The 19,319-nt window shown below is 50.2% G+C and carries 21 protein-coding genes; 1 reads left to right on the forward strand and 20 read right to left on the reverse strand.

All coding sequences use genetic code 11. From position 1 onward, the window contains the following. Positions 1 to 65 precede the first annotated feature (65 nt). The 5 genes from DS742_RS12885 to DS742_RS12905 all read right to left on the reverse strand — a co-directional run bounded on the left by DS742_RS12885 (position 66) and on the right by DS742_RS12905 (position 4,674). Positions 66 to 350 (reverse strand): DUF6133 family protein, encoded by a 285-nt coding sequence (locus DS742_RS12885; RefSeq protein WP_117417401.1) that lies wholly within the window; start codon positions 348 to 350, stop codon positions 66 to 68. 88 nt (positions 351 to 438) lie between these two features. After that, positions 439 to 807, reverse strand: a complete 369-nt coding sequence (locus DS742_RS12890) for an Mbov_0395 family pilin-like conjugal transfer protein (RefSeq protein WP_367575502.1) — start codon at positions 805 to 807, stop codon at positions 439 to 441. Then, entirely contained in the window at positions 779 to 3,064 is a 2,286-nt protein-coding gene (locus tag DS742_RS12895; protein WP_117417402.1) for a VirD4-like conjugal transfer protein, CD1115 family, read from the reverse strand. Before DS742_RS12895 ends, DS742_RS12890 begins: the two co-directional genes overlap by 29 nt. Further along, positions 3,061 to 3,738: a DUF7768 domain-containing protein gene (locus DS742_RS12900; RefSeq protein WP_242996468.1), complete on the reverse strand. Its 678-nt coding sequence runs from the start codon at positions 3,736 to 3,738 to the stop codon at positions 3,061 to 3,063. The genes DS742_RS12895 and DS742_RS12900 overlap by 4 nt, the downstream gene beginning before the upstream one ends. Positions 3,739 to 3,837: 99 nt before the next feature. Further along, the gene (locus DS742_RS12905; protein WP_117417404.1) at positions 3,838 to 4,674 is read right to left on the reverse strand and encodes a hypothetical protein; all 837 of its coding nucleotides are present in this window, start codon (positions 4,672 to 4,674) and stop codon (positions 3,838 to 3,840) included. A 145-nt stretch (positions 4,675 to 4,819) separates the two neighbouring features. Here DS742_RS12905 and DS742_RS12910 point away from each other — a divergent pair, with 145 nt between their 5' ends. Next, the gene (locus DS742_RS12910; RefSeq protein WP_117417405.1) at positions 4,820 to 5,128 is read left to right on the forward strand and encodes a helix-turn-helix domain-containing protein; all 309 of its coding nucleotides are present in this window, start codon (positions 4,820 to 4,822) and stop codon (positions 5,126 to 5,128) included. A 28-nt stretch (positions 5,129 to 5,156) separates the two neighbouring features. On the opposite strand, the gene DS742_RS12915 is transcribed toward DS742_RS12910, so the two are convergent. From DS742_RS12915 to DS742_RS12980, 15 genes are all read right to left on the reverse strand, one after another. After that, complete coding sequence (locus DS742_RS12915) at positions 5,157 to 5,840, reverse strand: hypothetical protein (RefSeq protein WP_117417406.1); 684 nt, start codon at positions 5,838 to 5,840, stop codon at positions 5,157 to 5,159. A gap of 11 nt (positions 5,841 to 5,851) precedes the next feature. Further along, entirely contained in the window at positions 5,852 to 6,523 is a 672-nt protein-coding gene (locus DS742_RS12920; protein ID WP_117417407.1) for a hypothetical protein, read from the reverse strand. Positions 6,524 to 6,543: 20 nt separating this feature from the next. Beyond that, positions 6,544 to 7,764: a MobP3 family relaxase gene (gene mobP3 / locus DS742_RS12925; RefSeq protein WP_117417408.1), complete on the reverse strand. Its 1,221-nt coding sequence runs from the start codon at positions 7,762 to 7,764 to the stop codon at positions 6,544 to 6,546. A 16-nt stretch (positions 7,765 to 7,780) separates the two neighbouring features. Then, positions 7,781 to 8,302, reverse strand: coding sequence for a hypothetical protein (locus tag DS742_RS12930; protein WP_117417409.1), 522 nt, complete (start codon positions 8,300 to 8,302; stop codon positions 7,781 to 7,783). Between the two features lie 11 nt (positions 8,303 to 8,313). Next, entirely contained in the window at positions 8,314 to 8,808 is a 495-nt protein-coding gene (locus DS742_RS12935; RefSeq protein ID WP_117417410.1) for a hypothetical protein, read from the reverse strand. Between the two features lie 4 nt (positions 8,809 to 8,812). Further along, positions 8,813 to 9,487 (reverse strand): hypothetical protein, encoded by a 675-nt coding sequence (locus DS742_RS12940; protein ID WP_117417411.1) that lies wholly within the window; start codon positions 9,485 to 9,487, stop codon positions 8,813 to 8,815. 9 nt (positions 9,488 to 9,496) lie between these two features. Continuing rightward, positions 9,497 to 9,967, reverse strand: coding sequence for a hypothetical protein (locus DS742_RS12945; protein WP_117417412.1), 471 nt, complete (start codon positions 9,965 to 9,967; stop codon positions 9,497 to 9,499). A 338-nt stretch (positions 9,968 to 10,305) separates the two neighbouring features. Beyond that, positions 10,306 to 11,349, reverse strand: coding sequence for a DUF3991 domain-containing protein (locus tag DS742_RS12950; protein ID WP_437126173.1), 1,044 nt, complete (start codon positions 11,347 to 11,349; stop codon positions 10,306 to 10,308). Between the two features lie 37 nt (positions 11,350 to 11,386). After that, the gene (locus tag DS742_RS12955; protein ID WP_117417414.1) at positions 11,387 to 11,935 is read right to left on the reverse strand and encodes a hypothetical protein; all 549 of its coding nucleotides are present in this window, start codon (positions 11,933 to 11,935) and stop codon (positions 11,387 to 11,389) included. Position 11,936: 1 nt separating this feature from the next. Then, entirely contained in the window at positions 11,937 to 12,620 is a 684-nt protein-coding gene (locus DS742_RS12960) for a DUF3846 domain-containing protein (protein WP_117417415.1), read from the reverse strand. A gap of 75 nt (positions 12,621 to 12,695) precedes the next feature. After that, positions 12,696 to 16,079, reverse strand: coding sequence for an S-layer homology domain-containing protein (locus tag DS742_RS12965; protein ID WP_147325781.1), 3,384 nt, complete (start codon positions 16,077 to 16,079; stop codon positions 12,696 to 12,698). 550 nt (positions 16,080 to 16,629) lie between these two features. Beyond that, a complete protein-coding gene (locus tag DS742_RS28600; RefSeq protein ID WP_147325783.1) occupies positions 16,630 to 16,848 on the reverse strand; it encodes a hypothetical protein in 219 nt (72 codons plus the stop codon). Further along, positions 16,820 to 18,196 carry a hypothetical protein gene (locus DS742_RS12970; RefSeq protein ID WP_117417417.1) on the reverse strand — a complete coding sequence of 459 codons (1,377 nt, stop codon included), beginning with the start codon at positions 18,194 to 18,196 and terminating at the stop codon, positions 16,820 to 16,822. Before DS742_RS12970 ends, DS742_RS28600 begins: the two co-directional genes overlap by 29 nt. After that, positions 18,186 to 18,860 (reverse strand): hypothetical protein, encoded by a 675-nt coding sequence (locus DS742_RS12975; RefSeq protein WP_117417418.1) that lies wholly within the window; start codon positions 18,858 to 18,860, stop codon positions 18,186 to 18,188. Before DS742_RS12975 ends, DS742_RS12970 begins: the two co-directional genes overlap by 11 nt. 10 nt (positions 18,861 to 18,870) lie before the next feature. Then, entirely contained in the window at positions 18,871 to 19,311 is a 441-nt protein-coding gene (locus DS742_RS12980; RefSeq protein WP_117417419.1) for a hypothetical protein, read from the reverse strand. Between the last annotated feature and the right edge of the window lie 8 nt (positions 19,312 to 19,319).

Raw genomic sequence — 19,319 nt, forward strand, 5'->3', positions numbered from 1 at the left:
ATTGTACCGAGATACAATAATCCCATGCCGCCGCATCATAACGGCAGCATGGGTCACTCAGGGTCTTACCCTCTGTAATTGAAAAGCTCTTTGACACGCTCAACCAGCGTAGGCAGTACGGTGTCGTTGAACAGCATATAAAGCCCCGCCAGAAGGAGGGCGCCGATCACCACGGAAATCAAAATCTTCAGCGCCGTGTCCACGAACCCCTCGCCGGACTGCTGGGCAAGGACCATACCGGATTTTGCCTTGAGCTGCTGGAGCTTCAAAGCCCCTGCAATGGCGGCAGCCTTTCCCTTTTCTTTTACATCATTTGCCTTGGAAATGACCTTGTTCATAAAGTTTTTCATCGTGTTTCTTCTCCTTTTCATTGATAGATTTTGAGTTATGATAAAGCCGGTAGGTGTTTACCAGCTTTATACCGAAGTGGGTATCGGCTTACTGGTAGTAGCCGATGATGATATTGAGGGTGGCGCTGCCCAGCACCGCACCGATGCAGGACACAATCGCCACCACAATGCGGTTGTTCCACTTTTTCTGATCCATCTCGTCCGCCGCACTTCTTCGGATACAGAAATAGATAATAAGCAGACCGGCCACCACGGGGGCTAAAATCATCAGCCATGTGGTAGCATCCTGAATGAGCTTTTCCGTACCCTTGGCAATCTGGCTTCCACCAATCCCGCCACCGGCGGCATAGGCTACCGTGCTGTTCTGGAGCATAAGAAAAGCGGTGAGCACTCCTGCGCTCACCGCCTTGCCTTTTGCTCCAATTTTCTTAATCATCTGTTCCATCTTCACTTTCACTGTGTTTGGAACCTCCTTTCCGGAATCCTTTTTCTGAAAAAATTGCACCCATCTGAGAAGCAAAAGCCTGTGACTTCTGCTGGGCTTCCTTCATCTGCAAGTCCTTGGCGTAATACACCCAAATGTTCCACAGAGGAATATCGCCTGTCATTTTTGACAAAACTGGCCGGGCTGCTTCTCTCGCTTCCCGAACCAGACGGTTATGTTCCTTGCCTCCCAATCCACACATCTGATTAAAATACCACTGTGACAGGTCGGGGGCGTTCATCAGCGCCGGATGGGAACGGCTGATGACGATTTGTGCCGGTCGCTGGATTCTGCGGATTTCATCCGTTGTCAAAAGCTCCCTTGCCACAAGGCTGATGCTGTGAGAGCTGGAGGGGTTGACATACCTCCCGTGCTGACTGGAAAGCTGGTAGGCGCTGGTGGTGTATTTGCCCAGCTTGTCACACACATCCTGCAAGGTTTCCTTATCGTCCGCTTGCAGATAAATCCATGTCTGACAGTTGGATTTGACGATAGCCGCCGTTTCCTTGTCATACTTTTGGGTAAGCTGTTCAAAGGATTGCAGGAACAGATTGAACCGTACCCCGCGTCCGCCCGCTACCGTCAGTTTGTTGGTAAAGTCCGTGAGCTTGGTAAAGTTTCCGAACTCATCCAGCACAAAGTTGACCCGGCGCATGAGCCTACCGCCCCGCTGGTCGGATTGGCGCACCAGCAACTCATAGAGCTGGGATACCATCAGACTGGCGATGGGATAATAAGTCGTTTTTTCGTCCGGCAAAATCATAAACAGAGCCTGCTTTTTCTGTCCGATCTCCGAGATGTTGTAGTCACTCTTATGGGTAACGGAATAGACGGATCGGCTGGTGAACAGGCGCAGGGTAGTCAGCGCCGAGGTATCAAAGCTACCCTTGGTGCGGCTTGGTGCAACCTCGGCAATAGACATGAGCGCCCGTGCCGGATGGGTGCTGGGCAGCTTTTTCATGTACTCACTCATGGGCGTCTTGCCGCCCACGGACTTACTCATTTCTGCGATAAACCAATACACGTTGGTCAGGTTCTGGTACTCCGGCCGTTTTTTGTTATCTACCACCACACAAAGGATTGCTGCTGCTATGGTGGATTTTTCGCCGTTTTCCCAAATCTTCTCGTTGGAAACATCATCGCCCACAAGGATGTTGGTAATATCCCACGCATACATTTCCGCACGCTCCATATCACCCTTGTTGACCGCATCAATGACCGGCTGAAGGAGATTGTATCGGGTGCTTTTTTCGGGGTTCTTAAAATCCAGACAGATTATCTCATAACCCAGCTTTTTAAGGAACGCAGATGTGTAGTGGAACAGTTCGGCCTTTGGATCACTAATAACCTGACTCTCCCCGGCAAGGCCCAGCATACAGATCGACTGGATGACAAGGCAGCGTGTTTTCCCTGAACGGGTTGCACCGATGGTCAGGGAATGGGTATCGTCGGAAATGTAGTAAAGCCGTTCGGACGGCTCCCCAAGCTCTTTGGCTTTGATTTTCTCCGTACCTACCACGATGCCGCCCTCGTCAAACAGCTTGTAGGGGTCTGCTTTTTCTTTTGCCGGTTTATCCTGTAGGGCGGGCGGGGTATCCTGCGACTGTGCTTTGGCTAAATGCGCAGCCGCAAGGTCATAATCCACAGCTTCAAAGTCCGCATCCTGTATCAATTCCTCCTTTTCTTCCATTGGATTTATAGGAATGGGCGGTGGCTTGGGTTCGTTCTGTGCTGCCGCACCTTGCCCGATTTCCACTTGCTCTAAGGACATACCTCCGTTTTTGTTTTTCGCCACAAACGGCAGATCATCAAAGCCGGTGTCCAGCAGCTTGCGAATAATAGGGTTCGCCGGATGGATGACCTGTGTTCCAAACACCTTTCCTTTTTCTTCATCCCGCAGCCACCGGGCCGAGCCGTGCTGATACTGTCCTACCGGGGCAGGCGTAAAAATATCCTCGGCCACCCGTACAAGCTCGCTTTGATAGGGGCGGTTGTTCTGTACCCAAAACAGGACACAGCACAGGCAAAGGAAGCCCTCAAAGGACAGGAACAACATAAGCTGCTGGCGCTGGGTGAACAGCCCTGCGATACAGTCCCATAACGGGAGTAAAGTCAGGGTGCGGACCCGGTGCGACAACAGCCCATGCAAAGCCGCAGTAAAGAACAGATTGAAAATTGTGCCAAGGCCGATGATGAGAGAACCTAAAATGAGCTTTTCTTTTTTCTTCATCGGCAGAGCTCTCCCTCCGGCTCTGCGGCTGGCTGGAGGGCAGCATCAAATTCTGGATATGCCTGCCTGATGCAGTCCATCGTTTTAAGCGTAGGTACACCCCATACATCGCCGCGCCCAACCACCATGCGATCCCCATCCACAGGATGCGTTAGGTGAATGGTATCACTGTGAGCGTAATTTGGGCGGCAGCCGGGGCCATGGGTGACTGTCCATATCTGATTGCGGGGTGTCCGATATTCCTGCCGTATATGCTCATGCCGAAGTACCACAAACTGCCCTTCGTAGCTTTCCTGCCTGCTTTCGGGGGTACAGTCAAGCGAGGTCAAAAGCCTGTTTTCATCGGCACTGACCGGATAGTAAGCCGGGTCGTGGGGATGGGACACAAAAAATATCGGTATCTTATGCTCCATCGCAAATGCAACCTCTCCTTGCATCCCTTGACTGAATGTGGTTCCCATGACCCAAAGCTCATCGACTTTTTCCAGCAGGGCAAGGCCAAGCTGTAAGCCTTTTTCACGCTGTTCAGGAATGGTATCGTTGCACCATTGGCTGAAAATGATATGAGGGGCAAGAGGGAGTACCCCTTGTGCTCCGGCAAGGCGGCAATATTCCACAGCATTTTTAATATTGGTGTTGTAGTCCCCACGCAGGGGACTTGCGATATACACCATGTTCAAGTTGTTCACCTCCTGAAAAACAAAAAAATGCCCCCCTGCACCATCAATGCGGTGCAGGGGGGCGGTTACTGTTATTCTGTTTACATATCCAATTTAAGGCTCATAGCCGAAGTCATCGGCTTCCTCGCCATGACTATGGGACTCCTTTGCGGCATCTTCCTCAAAGTCCGTGCGTTCCGGCTCATTGGCTGACCGGTCAAGCTGCTTTTGCAGAAACAGGCTGGCAGGAGCGTTCACAGGTGGGATTTTCGCCTCCTCCTGAATCAGCTCGTTATAATACAAAACATAGGTTTTGAAGTTTGTGTTCAGCGTGGACAGCAGGCTGTCCTCGGAAACAATCAGGTCGCCCACTTCCTCATAAATCTGACTCAGTTCAAAAAGGGGGACAGCGGCCGTGGTCAAATCGTAAAGCAGATACTCGCCCTGACGGTTTCCAAACGCTCCAGCCATATCAGAAATGAAATTATCGGCTACCGCCTCATGGACAGCAAAGAAATCCTGTCCGCCTGACTGTACGAAATAGATGCCGTTTCTCACCGGAACAGGCGGAGGGCTATCTTTCTCCTGCTGGACAGGCGGAGCGCACTCGCCAAAGTAATCGGCCAAACGCAGTTTGCCGTCACGCCTGATTTCCTCCATCATCTCCACCGCCTTGGCTTCCATGCGCTTGCAAGCCGCCACACGCCGCTGAAGCATTTCATACATGGGAACATCCTTGATGTCCTCGCCGTAGCAGAGCCAATCTCCGTCCTGCTCTGCCATGGAAATGGCTTTGTCCGACAATATCTCCTTGGCCTTTTCTTTCGGAACCATAATGCCCTCACGCTCAATGCCGTTTTCATCTTTCGCTACAATAACATAAATATTCAGTGCGATTTCAAGGGCAGTATTGATATTGCCCCAAATCGACTCTCCACTTGGATGGTTCATAAAATCACTCTCCTTATCTGATGGGTTGCTCTACTACATCTACATAATACAACTATATATCCGTATAATCAACCACTATCGATAGCTTATATTCTGTTGTGTTATACAGCATAATAATAGAAGGATAGAATATAGGAGGATAACGATGGATTTAGCTCAAAAATTCAAACAGCTCCGAACGCAAAGGGGTATTAGCGTCTATAAGCTGTCAAAGGAAACTGACATATCGGAAAATTATATCCGCAAAATTGAGAAAGGCGCAAGCCAGCCGTCTGTGTCGGTGCTTGAAAAACTGCTTGCCCGCCTCGGCACGACAATTTCGGAATTTTATAACGAAAGTGGCGATGTGCTGTACCCCACTGCATACGAACGGGAGCTTGTAGAAAGTGTCCGTGTGCTAAGTAAAGAAAAAGCGGATGCGGTTCTACATTTCGCAAAACTGATGACAAAGTAGCAGGCTGCCCTAACAAGGCAGCCGCTTTTTATTCTCGTTCGATGCCTCGCTCCATGCTGCCAAGGAGCCAAGAAAAATCCAGCGCCTTTTCTCTTTTTTGCAGTTCCGGCACAATGTCCTCGATCTTATCCACCAGCCGTTCCACGGAATTGAGATCGTCCTGCGTCATGTCGTTGTCAACGGTGCGCATTTTGACCAGCCCCGCATAGATGACCTTCAAATCCGTTTCGGAAAAAAGCCGTTTTTCATCAATCAGGCCGCTTCTGGTGGCGAAGCTCTCAAAGGCATCCTCTTTGTTGTAGAAATACTGGCGCTGGATCGGGTTTTTCTTTTCATCACAACGGTAGGTGGACAGCACATAGTCAAACAAGGGGTGCTGCTTGCAGGCCAGAACCACGCCGTTATGCTCATTGATTTTATACAGGTTATTGGGCAGTTTTGCGGCGGTTTCCTCGTCAAAGGGCTTATCCGAACAGATCCCGCAAGCCACCGCTGTGGATTTGGCAAGGGTCTGTATCCTGTCCATGAGCTTATCCTGCACCTCCACAAAGGGATTTTTCATCACCATGTCATTCTTGGTGAAAAAGGCAATCAGCTTATCCCTGTGGTAAATATCCGCCACATAGTCCGGCGAAGTGGACGGCTGCACGGTAAATCCTTTCTTTTGCAGGGTTTCAAAATAGCTTTGATAAAATTCGGTTTTGGTTTTCATAGGCACTCTCCTTACATTTCATTCTGAAAGTAGTGGCGGGGGGAAAGGTCAAGCTGCCCCGGCAGGCTTTCCTCAATCCTTGCCATCAATTCACGGATACGGCTTTCCTGCCCGCTGTCCATCTCATTATCCAGCATGACGCACCTTGCACAGCAGGACACCAGCGCCCGGAGTTCATCGTGAGAAAAGGAAAGCGGAGCCGGTATCTTTAAGCCGCTGCGCTCCAAAAAATCATCCTGTGCCAGTACGGGGTCGTAGAAGAAATGTTCCCTGTAAAAGCGTTTTGTGTTGTGCTTTGGCATGGCTTTCTGGCAGGTGACAAACTCATATCCAAACAGCGTCGTGCGGCGGCAGAGGAGCACCACTCCCGTACTTTCAAACACCTTGATGTAGGAGCCGCCTGTCAGCAGGACCGTTTCCGTCCGATCCATATCCGTAAACGGCGGCTGAATACAGCAAGAAAGGCCGGTGCGGGTTTCTTCAGCCGCCTGCTCCAAAGCCCGGACCGTTTCGCCGCCGTAGGTTTCAAAAACAAGCTCCCCATCCTGTGTCACCACACAGAACAGGGAGCTTTCGTTATAGACCTCGGCGGCTATATCACTTTCCATAACACTTTCCACACGAAAACCCCTTTGGGTCAGCCGTGCAAAAAAGTCCTCGAAAAACTCTTTTCTGGTTTTCAATCCTCATTCCTCCTTGATGTTTAATGTTCATAGCCTTTATCCTGCAATTTCAGAAACAGTTCTTTTTTCGCGTCCTTTGACAGCTCCCTGCCGTTTTTCTTCTCCCAATCATCAAATCGGCTGTCGTTGTCACGGGTCAGACCGGAAAGCATATCCAGTGCCTCCATTAACATCTGCTCGGCAAAGTAGGAACGGCGGGCACTTTTGTATTCCTCGGACTTTATTTCATAGTCCAGCCGGTTCAAGGTCTTTACCATGCCCAGCACACGGTTTGCAATGATTTTGTCCGCTTCCCCGGCAAAGCGGTTCCGCAGGCTGCCAAGGTATTCGTCACTGCCGCCATATAGCAGGGCCATTTTCATTTTGCTGTCTATGTAGCATTCTTTCTGCTCCCTGAGTGCAGGGACATTCTCTAAAAGATACGCCACCAGCTTATCCACCTCGGCCTTGATTTCCGGAGCCAGAAGCTGATAGGCAATGCGGCCGGTGGGCGGGAGTGCGGATTTAAGACGGAATACACGGTCGGCGGTTTCATTCAGTACAGCATCATCAAAATCAAAGCTGCCGGATAGCTCATTTTCCTCGTCATAGTCATCACGGAGCCGCTTATACTGATCCTTGCCCAGCCGCCGCAGATGCTGTTCAAACTCGTCTACCAGTTCATTGCTGATACTGCGCAGTTCGGCGGTGGACATGTTTTTCTGCTCCCCATAGGCACGGATGCGCTCCGCAAAGGTATCTTTGATGAGCTGCTTTCTGATGGCATTGGGAACGGCAGGCGGGGTAAAGGGATTCTTGACCCGTGACGAGGTATCCCAAAACACCACATGGATATGGGGGTGGCGCTTTTCTTTATGCAGCGCACACACCCATTGCAAGTGCCCACGCCGGATATTGTTTTTTTCGGCAATGGTCATAATGTGGTTTTCAATATACCTCTGCCATGCCTTTTGGTCAGTCAGGTTCAGTTCGGCAGCCGTTTCCTCGTCAAAAGAAATCACGCTGCGGTACATGGTGATATGCTTTTTGGAATTGGCATAGACCAGCCTTGCCACATCCCGCCAGTCCTCAAACTCGGTTATGGGACCAGGGGAGAGCTTTCCGAACAGTCCATGGCTCATTCCCTCATTTTTGGCAACCCTCGGACGGGTGGCAATATAGCGCACATGGGCATAATTCTTGCCAGCGGTGCTTTTATAATTGGGATTTTTGAATCTCTGCTTATAAACTAAAAGGGAAATTGTCCGTCACCTCCCGTCAGCGTTCCCATTCATCCTCGCCAGACTCCAGCATACGATTTACCTCCCTGATATTGCGGTCGTCCTCCGCCGCCTCCGCTTCGCATACAGTGCGGTAATTCTCCATCGTGGAGTGGTAGCGCCTGCTTTCCTCCAAAATGAATTTCATGCCCCCTGCGGTGCTGGGCGGCAGAGTTTCATAGGGCTTGTAAAACGCATAACGGTTAAAACCGGCTTGCGGGTCGGGATCGAGCATATCCAGAAATTCATCATACCCAAAGGGGCAGACACGGTTTACTTCCTGACAGGCAAGGTTCACGCCGGAGAGCGTGTCGCTGTCCTGAAGGTTGGCAAGAATGAACGCTCCCATCGGTTCACCGGCTGCCAGCTTTACTTCAACCTGTTCCGTTCCATGGGCTAAGATCTCCGAAGCCGGGGAACGGATGCCGATACTGCCCAAATGCTCCGCCAGCTCATAAGCTCCGCAGGGCAGCTCTACCACCAGCGTACCGCCCTGATAACAGATAACTCCTGCAATCAAAATAATTCACCTTACCTTTCCGGCTCTATGGCCTCGTCCTGCACCATGTCCGCAAACATGGCTTTTTGTAGCTGCTCAAATTGCCGCTGGACACGCCTGCTTTGCTGATAACGGCTGTCATCCAGCTTGATTTCAAGCTGTCCGTCCTGCCTCGGCTCCAAAACAACCCGAATATCCCCCGTGGCAATATAAAAGGAATTGCACACCATTTCCAAGTTGGGATAACCCAGCCGTGAAATCTCAAAGGGAGTGGCTTTGCAAGCGCTGTTATAGGAAAACAGGTTGTGGGCAATATCAACGACAAAGCGTGTGCGCTCGTCAAAGTCACGGGTTGCCCGTTTTATGCCGGTGAAGCCGATGCCGTCCACGTTCACAAATCTGCGGGCGGTTTCGTAGAGCTCCGGGTCATAGGACAGCAGATAAAAAGCCGCATGATAAGCAGGGTCGAGGTTGTCAGCCCGCTTTGTCAATGCGGCAAGTTCCTTGTATCGGTTTGCCTGTGTCATAAATTCAATACTCCTGTTCTGCTTCATAATAGAAGCTGATAAAATCGCTTAGTACGGAGTCAACGCTATGTTCCTTGTGCAGTTCATCCGCATATTGCTTGATGATAGCCAATTCGTCCTCGCTTGGATATTCGCTTTCTCCGGCTCCTACGGAATAAGAATACACACAGGCATTGACTTCCGCATCGGTTGTTCCTTCCATAAACTCCCGAAAGCCATCGCTCGCTTCCAAATCATCACGGCCACAAAATCCCGGCATGAGAAAGTTGGTATAGCCGAAATCCGTGCGAAGCTCCACCTCGGTATAAATCAGACTTCGGCGGTCAAGCTCCAGCTTTTCGATTTCAACCTTGGACTGTATCTCGGTAATTTCCTCATAGGCGACCGCCGCTTCGGGGAACTGATCCAAAGAAACAGGATCAGTGATTTGCAAATCATCATAATCGTACACAAACCCTCGTTGCAATTTATCAAGGTTAACCGATCCATTCTTAAAATCATCAGAAAAAGCATCCCATGAACTTGTTTCCACATCGCCATAGCCCAGCTCACCGCTTTTTATTTTTGCCGCAATCATGGCATAAAGCATTGTTTCATCGGTAGTCGCACCAATCAGTCGCATGGTACTCCATGATTTATCGCCATCACAAAAAGCTAAAATATAAACTGATCTTCCCATTGTTCCCTCCTATAATTTATCTGCAAGGCGGCGCAGATTGTCCGTGTCCTGCAAAAAGCTGTTGATTTGAAAATCCTTTTTCTGCATATAATCAACGCCCAACGTGATGGCCTCATTGAGCATTTGGTCAAACTGATCCTCTGAACCCTCATGGGCAACATTCATTAAAACCTTAATCAGAAGGTAGAAGGCAGCGGCATCAATTTTACCGGACTTCATGTGCATTTTGGCGATGCGGTTTGTCTGCTGCTCCACCACAGCCTTGATGTCCTCAAGATGGTAAACCGCCATCAACTCCTGCCGGATAATCCTTGCGATAAAATCAATGTCCTGACTATATCCCTCGATGGACAGCCCTTTTTCGACAAACTGACGGACCAATTCCGAGGTGGTCGTGCTGTTTTTCGCCGCAAGGGTATCCAATGCTTTTAAGGTTTCGGGCGAAAAATTGATAGACCGTTTCAGACTTTTTTCAGGCATGGCAGCCTCCTTTCCACGGTGTTCCGTTTAGAACACCTCTATATGGTGGGGAACCCCGTTACAGGCTTTGCCTGTAAGCTGTTTTCTTGGCGGGTGGAACCCGCCTATTCCTGCCTTAACTCCAAAATCTGAGATTTTGGCATTAAGTAGCCCCCACCGGCAAGCGGTGGGGGCATGGGTCGCTTCGCTCCCTGAAAAAGCGAAAAAAGAAGTATGGTGCCGGCATCAGTAATGTTCCATGAACAAGGTCGCAGTCCTGCATACCTTAGTTCCATGGGCAACTGCCAATACGACTAAAATAACAACGGCGGCGACTGCACCGCCAATCAATAATACTTTCATCGAAGTTCCTCCATTTCATTTTCCGTTTGAGAATAGCTCATCTCTGCCGCCAACAGTTCCAAAAAAGTAGTCAAATCCTTGTTGAAATCTTTGGTATTCGGCGTCTGAATAAATGTGGTATAGCCTAAATCGGCAAATATCTCTGCGGAGATTTCCGCACGGACTTGCCCATGATTATGGGGAGTACCGTCAGGAAGCTGTCCGTCCACATCGTTATCGTAGCAAAATACAATTTCGTCAATTTCCGGGTGGCGTTCCAAATAGCGATACAAAGCCTTATCCGACAGACAGCCTTCCGCTACCCGGTGATCTTCCTGCCAGTCAATGCTGTTCAGCTTGCAGAGGGTGGCATGGCTCATGGCGTCGATGGGCGCCTCAAATTCATAGACACGATTAGAACGACCCTCCATGCAAAATCCATAGGTCTTATCTGAATTTTCTACATCCTGTCGAAAGCCGCTGCTTTCGCTGGGAGCGCGTAAAGCACAGTACCTTGGCCTGTTATTTCCATCAAAGCCAACGAAAGCACAATTTTGAAAGGTATATCCGCTTTTTTCCGTCACCGCCTGATACACCTTACCTTGGTTTATCATGGCATAGACAATTTCCTTATCAATACCACGGGTTTGGGTCAAATAGGCAATGGTACGATTATAGTTCTTGGCCTTTGGCGGCAGTATCAGATCGCCTCTCGGTTTTTTTTCGGTGGGTGGTACATAATGTTCCGTCTGCTCATAAGCCCGGCAGCCTAAAATCATTTCAACCGCCGATTTGAAATCCTTTGCTCCCATATATTCCTGCACAAAGGTAATAATATTGCGCTTTTGCCCACTTGAGGCTTGCTCACTAAAGCACTTATAGCCACGGCCATGCTTAAACAGATATAAGCCGCCGCTGTGTTTGACATGAACGGTGTTTGCATCGCCTTTTTCAATCTCAAAACCGTTTTGTACGGCAAAATCAATGATATTCGTGTCAAAGACCTGTTTCATCTGTTCTTCGGTAAATGGCATGGGCCTTGACTGTGTTCTCAATCTCACTCACCTCCATCATAAAACCGCCCTGCAAGCAGGACGGTCAGCGTTCCATATCCTCATTTTCTTCAAACAAAAGCTCTGCCGTATGCTCTTGAAAGGTTTTCAGTATCTCCCTGATGCCCTCCGGCAGCCTGCTCTTGGAGATATGAATGTCACCGGCAATATCCGCTGTGTAGCAGTAGTCATAGGGCAAATACCTTGCGGTGATCTCCCCAGCAAGGGCCTTTGGCAAATCGTTATGCCCCTGTGAAACCACGCCATATTTACAGAGAAATTCTGTCTGACAGTGTTCACCGGAGGATGACAGGTCTATGCCCAACAGAGCAAGAGCGATTTCTCCGGTTTTCTTCCCCTGTACCACGCCGGGAATCACAGCATAGTCCTCCTGTATATCGCCATGACCACAGGCAAAGCGGGTGTCTCCATACTGCTCCAGCATAGCCGTGTGCAGGCGGTTCAAAATCCCTTTTGCATACGCTTTTTCCGCTGTTCGGTACGAAGCATCAAGCTCGTTGTAGTCGATAAAAGGCAGGATATGTGCATTGATATAGTCAATAAAGCTGTCCAGCTTACTTTGATTTTCTTCCATACTATCTCTCCATTTCGTCGTTGCCGTCCTGCAAAAGTCCAAGCATACGCATCACATCCTCGATGCTGTCGCTTGCGGAGGGCATAACCTTGATTACACATTCAACATGGTGGGCTTCCTCATCGCTGTATCGCTCCGGCTCCCGAAAACGCTCGGTGTAGTAGCGGAGCTGCTTATCATTCAGAGAAATATCGTTGCCATGCCCATCATCTGCACATATAAAAAACGTGCCGCAGATAATATCCTTATTGTCAAGGCGGCGGTTTCCGGGCAGGCCGTTCAGCTTACCTTCATCGTTACAATAGAGGTGACAGCCCAGCTCCGGCAAGGGAAAAAATTCAATGGAGCCGTCCACCATCGTCTGCATCGCCCGATAATCATTTTCAATCTGCTGGGCATAAGGGGCCTTTCCCGGCTCCACCACCAGCACACGGATTTTATTGTCCTCCGCCCGCTGTTCAGGCTGGATAATATGAAACTGATCCTCATTCGGTATAAGAGAAAGGGTTCTTCCATTATCCCAGCTCATTCCAAGCTGCCCGGCATCGTCCACATACTGAACGGTTCCTTTAAGTCCCACCGGCATATCCCGTTCACCATCCATGCCGTCCAGTTCAATCCTTGTACCGGACGGATATTTCTTTTTAATCTGCGCCACCTGATAAGGCTTCAAAAATCCCTGCATTGTGACCTCCTGTTCCAACAAAAATATCGGGGCATCACCTTGACCGGTGATGCCCCGAAGTAAATGTTTTTTTACTTATTCAAAGAAAAATTCCACGCTGTACGTGATATTGCTCTTGTTATACATACAGGTGTGGGGTGTAAAGTAATAAAATTCAAGTTTTGTGTAAATACCAGCCTGTAATGTACCATACATATAGACCCCGTTATAACTGTAAACCCGTGCGGAGTTTCCATCCGTAGCGGCAAAGGACGAGCCGATTGAAGAATCGAAGGACACGGTTGGCAACTGTTCCCATCTTCCGGTCAGTCGGTTGTAGCCTCTTACCTGACCGTAATCATAGCTTGCGCTGTGTCCGCTGACAGGCGGGACTGTAAATGTCCATGATGTGATGGTTGCACCGTCTACACCATCCTCAATAATCGTGGATTCCGGGCCGGTCAAGGTCATGCCGCCGCCACGGTTCGGGTCAGCGACAAAAAAGATGATTGCCGCCCATGAAGACTCAGCGCCGGTACTGTCTACTGCTTTGACACGAACAGTATTTTTCCCAAGGGGATAGGTCTGCGTTTCTGCATTCCGCCCTTCCCAAACATAAGTAATCGCATCACCGTCAGAGTCGGTAGAAGCTGCCTTGATGGTAACTGCTGTTCCGGGCGCCACACTGTTGCCATTTGGCGTTCTGGTAATCACCGGTGTTGTCGGCGCAGAGTTGGCTACGGTAAATGTAACTGCCGCCCAATCGGAAACACCGCCATAATTGTCTTTCGCTCTTACCTTGACGGTATGCGTACCAACAGGATAATAGCGATCAGCAGTCATGTTCTGATACTCATAGCTAACCGCATCACCGTCAGGATCGGTGCTGCTTACGGAGAAGTTTACAAGGAAACTTCCGCCCTTGGCTGTCCTCGTCACGCTGGCCGAAAAAGCAGGCTTGCTGGGTGCGGCATTGGCGACAGTAAAGGTTGCCGATGTCCAATCCGAAACACCGCCATAACTGTCTTTTGCCCTTACTTTGACAGTATGCGTTCCAATGGGATAATAATTGTTGGCAGTCTTACCCTCAAACTCATAAATGACGGCATCTCCGTCCGGGTCGGTGCTGACGGCGGTGAGATTCACCAAGAATTTGCCGTCTGCATATGTCCTTGTCACATCAGCGGTTAGGGTCGGTTTGGTAGGTGCATTATTGGTAATCGTGATGGTTTGGGTACAAGAAAATACTCTGTCCAGTTCATCCGTGATAGAAGCCGTGAGCCGGTAGCTGCCTGCTGTATCCACATGAACCGTGCCGCCGCCATTGCCCAGCGAACCCTTGAAAAAGTCGGAAAGGGGCACGGCTGCGCCATCTTTCGTTGCCGTCCATACAATACTCTTGCCGTTCAGATTGATGGAGCTGCTCATGTTGATAACAAAGTTTTGCCCTGTATGAATCGTCACTGGCATAGAGAAATCGCAGTTATAAAGGGGGAAAATACTGATCTGCTTGCTGGCGGTAAACACCCTGCCCAGCGCATCCGTCATGGTTGCGGTCAGGCGGTATTCTCCATTCCCTGTAAAGCGGATTTTACCGCCCTGTGCATTGAGAGAGCCGCTGACAGCCTGCTCCAAAGGAATGACCGTACCGTTTTTCATCAGTGACCATTCCACCGGCAGCACATTGTTGTTTCCCCTCGTTCTGACCTCGATCTGCGTATCGGTATGCCCGGTGGCAGGAAGTTCAAAGGAAAGGGACAACACCGGCAGGACCTCGATTTTTCCGCTGTTAAAGTGGAATACCCGTCCTGTGGCGTCTGTCACCCTTGCCTGCAAATCATATACTCCCGCACGTTTGAAATGAATGGAGCCGCCCTGATTGTCCAGTTGACCGTCGATATAGACCGCCCAATCCTGAAAACCATAGGTATTGTCAACATACCAAACCGCCGTCAGCCCCTCCATATCGGCAAGGGCAGTATCTACCGTGACCATATCATCGGTGTGAACAGCGGCAGGCAGGCTGAATGCCATGCCGGGGATAGGATAAACCTTGACGGTTTTGCTGTCCTCAAAAGTCCTCCCGGCCTCATCGGTCACGGCGGCGGTCACGGCGTAGCTGCCCTTTTCTAAAAAGCGGATAGAACCGCCTTTGTCGGTCAGCTCATGCTCCGGCTGTACTGGCACACTGTTTTTCGCCATGCCCCAAGCCACAGGTAGGGAACCGGCATTTGTCAGCTTGACAGAAGCCGTTGCCGCCTTGTCCGTGTGGGTTTCCTTGGTGAGTTCCATCGAAACAGTAATGACAGGATATACTTTGACAGGGGCGGTATAGGTAAAGCTGCGGCCGGTGTTGTCGGTAACAGCCGCCTGCAGCACATATTCGCCAACCTCATTAAAGCGGATTTTGCCGCCCTCATTGGTGAGGGTTCCGTCAAAGCCGTCCTCCAGTGTGATTGGCTTGCCGTCCTTCGTCAAGCTCCATTCGGCAGTCAATCCCGCTGTTTCCTGAAAGCTGGTCTTGACCTCCACGGCTGTGTCGGTGTGGGTCTGAGGGGGAATATAAAAACCTGTTTCCGCAACAGGGTAAACCACAGTGCTGGACTCATGGCTGTATTCCCGTCCGAGGGCATCAAGCAGGATGGCTTTCAGCGTATAAGAGCCTTTCTGCTTAAAGCGGATGGTGCCGCCCTCATTAGTCAGGCTGCCCTCCAGAACGGATGTAAGCGGGGTGATCTCTCCGTTATAAAGCACCGTCCATTCAGCGGTCATGTCCTGCAATTCAGAGGAAACCACCTTTAGCGTGGTAGGTTTATCGGTGTGGGTAGTGGCAGGAAGGTCAAACGAAAAAGCGGCCACAGGATAGATTTTAATATCCGCTTTTCCGCTGAACGCCCTGCCAGCCTTATCGGTAGCTGTGGCGATCAGGCTGTAATCGCCTTTGCCAAGGAAACGCACCGTACCGCCGGTATTGTCCAGCTTGCCCTCCATGCAATCGGTCATGGGGATTTCTTTACCGTCCTTGGTCGCAGTCCATACAAGCGTGAGATCTCCCAACTCCTTGGTATTCACAGCAACGGTGACGGGGGTATCTGTGTGGGCGGCGGCTGGAGTCTGTACGTCGATTTCGACAATGGGATAAACCTGCACATCAGCCTTTCCGGAAAACTCCCTGCTGGTTTCATCGTAGGCAGTGGCTTGCAGGGTATAGCTGCCCTTATCCTTGATTTGGATAGAGCCGCCATCATTGGCAAGGGAGCCTGTTACAGCTTCCTGCCATTTCACCTCGCTGCCATCCTTGTAGATGTGCCAGTTTAATTGCTGCTTCACATTGTCGGAAAGCGTAGTTTTTACCGCAAAGGATTGATCCGTATGGGCGGTTTTGTCTGCCTCTATCTTGATGTCAAAGGTGGGGTATATGGTAATGGTTTTGGTAAAGGTATACGCCCGGTTGCCATGATTTTTAGCGGCAGCGGTCAAAACATACTGTCCCGGCTGGGTAATGGTGATTTTCCCGCCATTCTTATCAAGCGTGCCTTTCAGAAAATCCCCCTGCGGGGTGTCCTTTCCGTCCTCGGCAACAGTCCAATCCAGCGACTTCACGTTGCGCAGCGTTGTCTTTACCTCAAACTCCATATCCGCGTGACTGTACTCAGGGATAAGGATTTCTACCGCAGCGGCGGGATAGCTGGTACTGCCGCCTCCTGAACCGCCGCCGCCCGGTTTGTCGGGCGTACTTGGCTTTTCCTCCTGTTTCGGCGGCTCGGTAGGCTTTGTCGGCTTCACAGGCTCACTCGGCTTAGGTGTGGGGGTAACAGGCGGTGCGGTAGGTTTGGGTGTCGGGGTTACAGGCGGCATAGTGGGGGCGGCAGGCTTGGATGGCACTGACGGCTTTTCCGCAGGCTTTACGGGGTAAGGTTTATTCTTGCCCTGTTCCTCATCCTTGCCATCGTTCCCGATTTCCTCCGGCTTGCTATTTTCATCGCCTTGTGGAACTGTGTCATCCGGCAGATTGCCGGGGCTTCCTTGGTCAATTTTCGGGATTACGATTTTCTCGCTGGGGGTGGGAACCGGATTGCCGCTGTCCGTCACAGCAGGAAGTGACGGGGTTTTCTGTGAAAGCTGAATGGAGCAGCTTACCAGTCCGATAATAAAAATAATCAGGGCGATGATGGAAAGCACCACCACCGCCCGTTTGGTTTTGGGATTCATTTTCTTTTTCATTCTCTATCCTCCATTTCAAATTCATGTTCTTGCTCCAAAGCAGATTTGGTTTCCGCTTTTGACATGGCACACTCCGCTTTATGGATGATGCGATCCAGCAGGGGAGCCTTTTCAGGATTGTTTTCCATCCCAGCCTGCACCGCAAGAGAGCAGATTTCCCGCATTTCTCCATGGGAAAACAGCGGGATACAGTCCTGCTTGAAATATTGCAAGGTATCCCGTTCCTCCATCGTCATGCCGAACAAGGCGCCTCTGTACTGGTGCTTTTGGAAATCGTCACGGTCGGCAATCATCTCCTTGGAGCCGTCCGGGGAAAGGGCATAGCAGGCAAGAGCGTTTTTTACCGCCTTTTCCGCATCTAAGGGGCCGGTCAGCACCAGATCGTCGGCAGTATAGCCATGGTCATGGAGCCGGTCACGATCCAGCCGTTTCACATAATCATCAATTTTCATCGGCTCTGTGGCGTCCCAAAACAGTCCGTGTGCCTCAATTACGGCACGGGACAGCTCATAGGGGTCTGCCACCCGGAAAGAAACCCGTTCCACAGTTCCGTACCGCTGGGCAATCGACTGAAAGTTCTGGTCGTACTCTTGATAAGAAAAGGTGCGGACATCGTTAGGGTTCTTGAACACGATTTCTACCGCAGACGGTTCAAAGGAGTGGGTGCAGAGATAGTCCAAATGCTTCTGATAATCCATTTCGACAATATCGCCCATAACCTTTTCATCCCGCATCCCTTTCAGTTCAATCCAAAAGGTTTTAACGTGTTCGCTCTTGCTCCCGCCGTAATAATTCCATGTATTATGCTGGCTTGTATTACGGATATAGACCTCCGGCTCCGCAAAGCACCATGTTCCGCCGCCCCTGCTCATCCAGAAGAAATGCCGTTCCGCATTACGGTCGGCGGCAGCCTCCCGCAGCTTTTCTATATCGTACTCGAAGTCCGTTTTATAATAGTCAGTGTTATGCTCCACAATCTTTTGCAGGATTTCCAGCACATCCACATTCTGAAAATGTGCATTTCCATACAGGTGGTATCCCTGCCCCTTGAGTACCTCGCGCAGCTCTGCCACGATTTCTTCTCTGGAACCACGGACGGAGCAGCCGTTATGCCTGTTTCCGTACGCAAAATCTTCACCCATATCCACCCGAAACAGGCGCAAGCCCTCGCTTTGGGGAAGTACAAAGTTGCATACTGATTCCGGTTGGTAATCGACAGAACGGATTTCCTCAAACACCCGGCGCATATCGCCCTCCACAACAGGTGTACCTTGCCGGATTTCCCCGATTTGGTCACGGGGCAACGTGAGCGTCCAAAGAGAATAATCGTCAGGACCATATTTTGTGATGGTGTTGATTTGGCTATATTCCATGCTCGTCCTCCTGTTCCTGTACCGTTTGCTGCTGCGTAACGACTTCTTGGGGCAAATTGCCCTCCAGCTTTTCGATCACATCCTGCAATTTTCTCTCGGTGTCAAAGGTCAAGTCATCGTCATTCTTTCCGCGAAACACACAGGACTGATACAGAACCGCCATTTCTTCCTCCGTGAAAAGCTGATTTTCGTCAATCAGGCCGGAGCGCACGGTAAAATCCTTCAAAGCGCCCTCATAATTGGTTTCATAGTAATGTCCGAGGGTCACGCCGCTGCGGTCATAATCATACTGCCATGTGACAAAGCGGATTTCATTGTCCTTGGACTGCTTGGCGGCAAGAAGATGATTGCCAAACTCCGAAATCAACCGGAAGTCCTGTACCCCCTCACAGTCAAGCGGCTTTGCGTTCAAATACAGGTCATAGCGTTCCTTTAGGTCTAACAGCAGGCTGTGAAGCTCTTTCCGTTCTTCCACAAAAGGGCTGTCACGCCTGAAACGCATGGCGCCGGTCTTTTCAAACTTGCAGATTTCCTCCTGATTTTGAAAAGCCGACAAGAGAAGCTGCGGGTCATGCTCCGCAGCTTCCTCACGAATGGAATAACCCATAGCGGATGCTTTTTTCTTAAAAAGCTCGGCCAGTTCCGGTGAAATATTGTGTTTCAAAAAATCCCTCCTATCTATCCATTTCTTCTGAATCTACATCAGCAGGATCATTCTCCATTTCAAGCAGGCTTTCTCGGAACGCCGGAAAATCCTTGTCCGAAATACCGTAGTCACGCCAAGCATTCCAGTCAGGGAGCAGAGGGGTATCTTCCGGGGACAGTTCTGAGTAATCGGACAGGCTGATGATTTCCGGTATATCACGTTTTCCCATCTGCATAGGGGCAAGAACGGGAATGAGCTGGGTAGCCAAATAGTTTTGGTCATAGCACCTATCAATGAAACCCATCCGGGTGTTCAGGAGAAAGTAACCGTTCAAAGTTTCCATGGTGATTTTAGGCGCAAAGGGGTACTTTGCGATAAAGGCAGCAATGTTTTCTGCATCTGCCTTGATACAAAGCTGTATGTCCTCATCCATCCCCTGCGTGTAAGCTGCTAAGTATTTCTGATTCATATATCCTC

This window comes from Lacrimispora amygdalina (assembly GCF_003432035.1).
In the GTDB taxonomy this organism is placed as follows: Bacteria; Bacillota; Clostridia; order Lachnospirales; family Lachnospiraceae; genus Lacrimispora; species Lacrimispora amygdalina.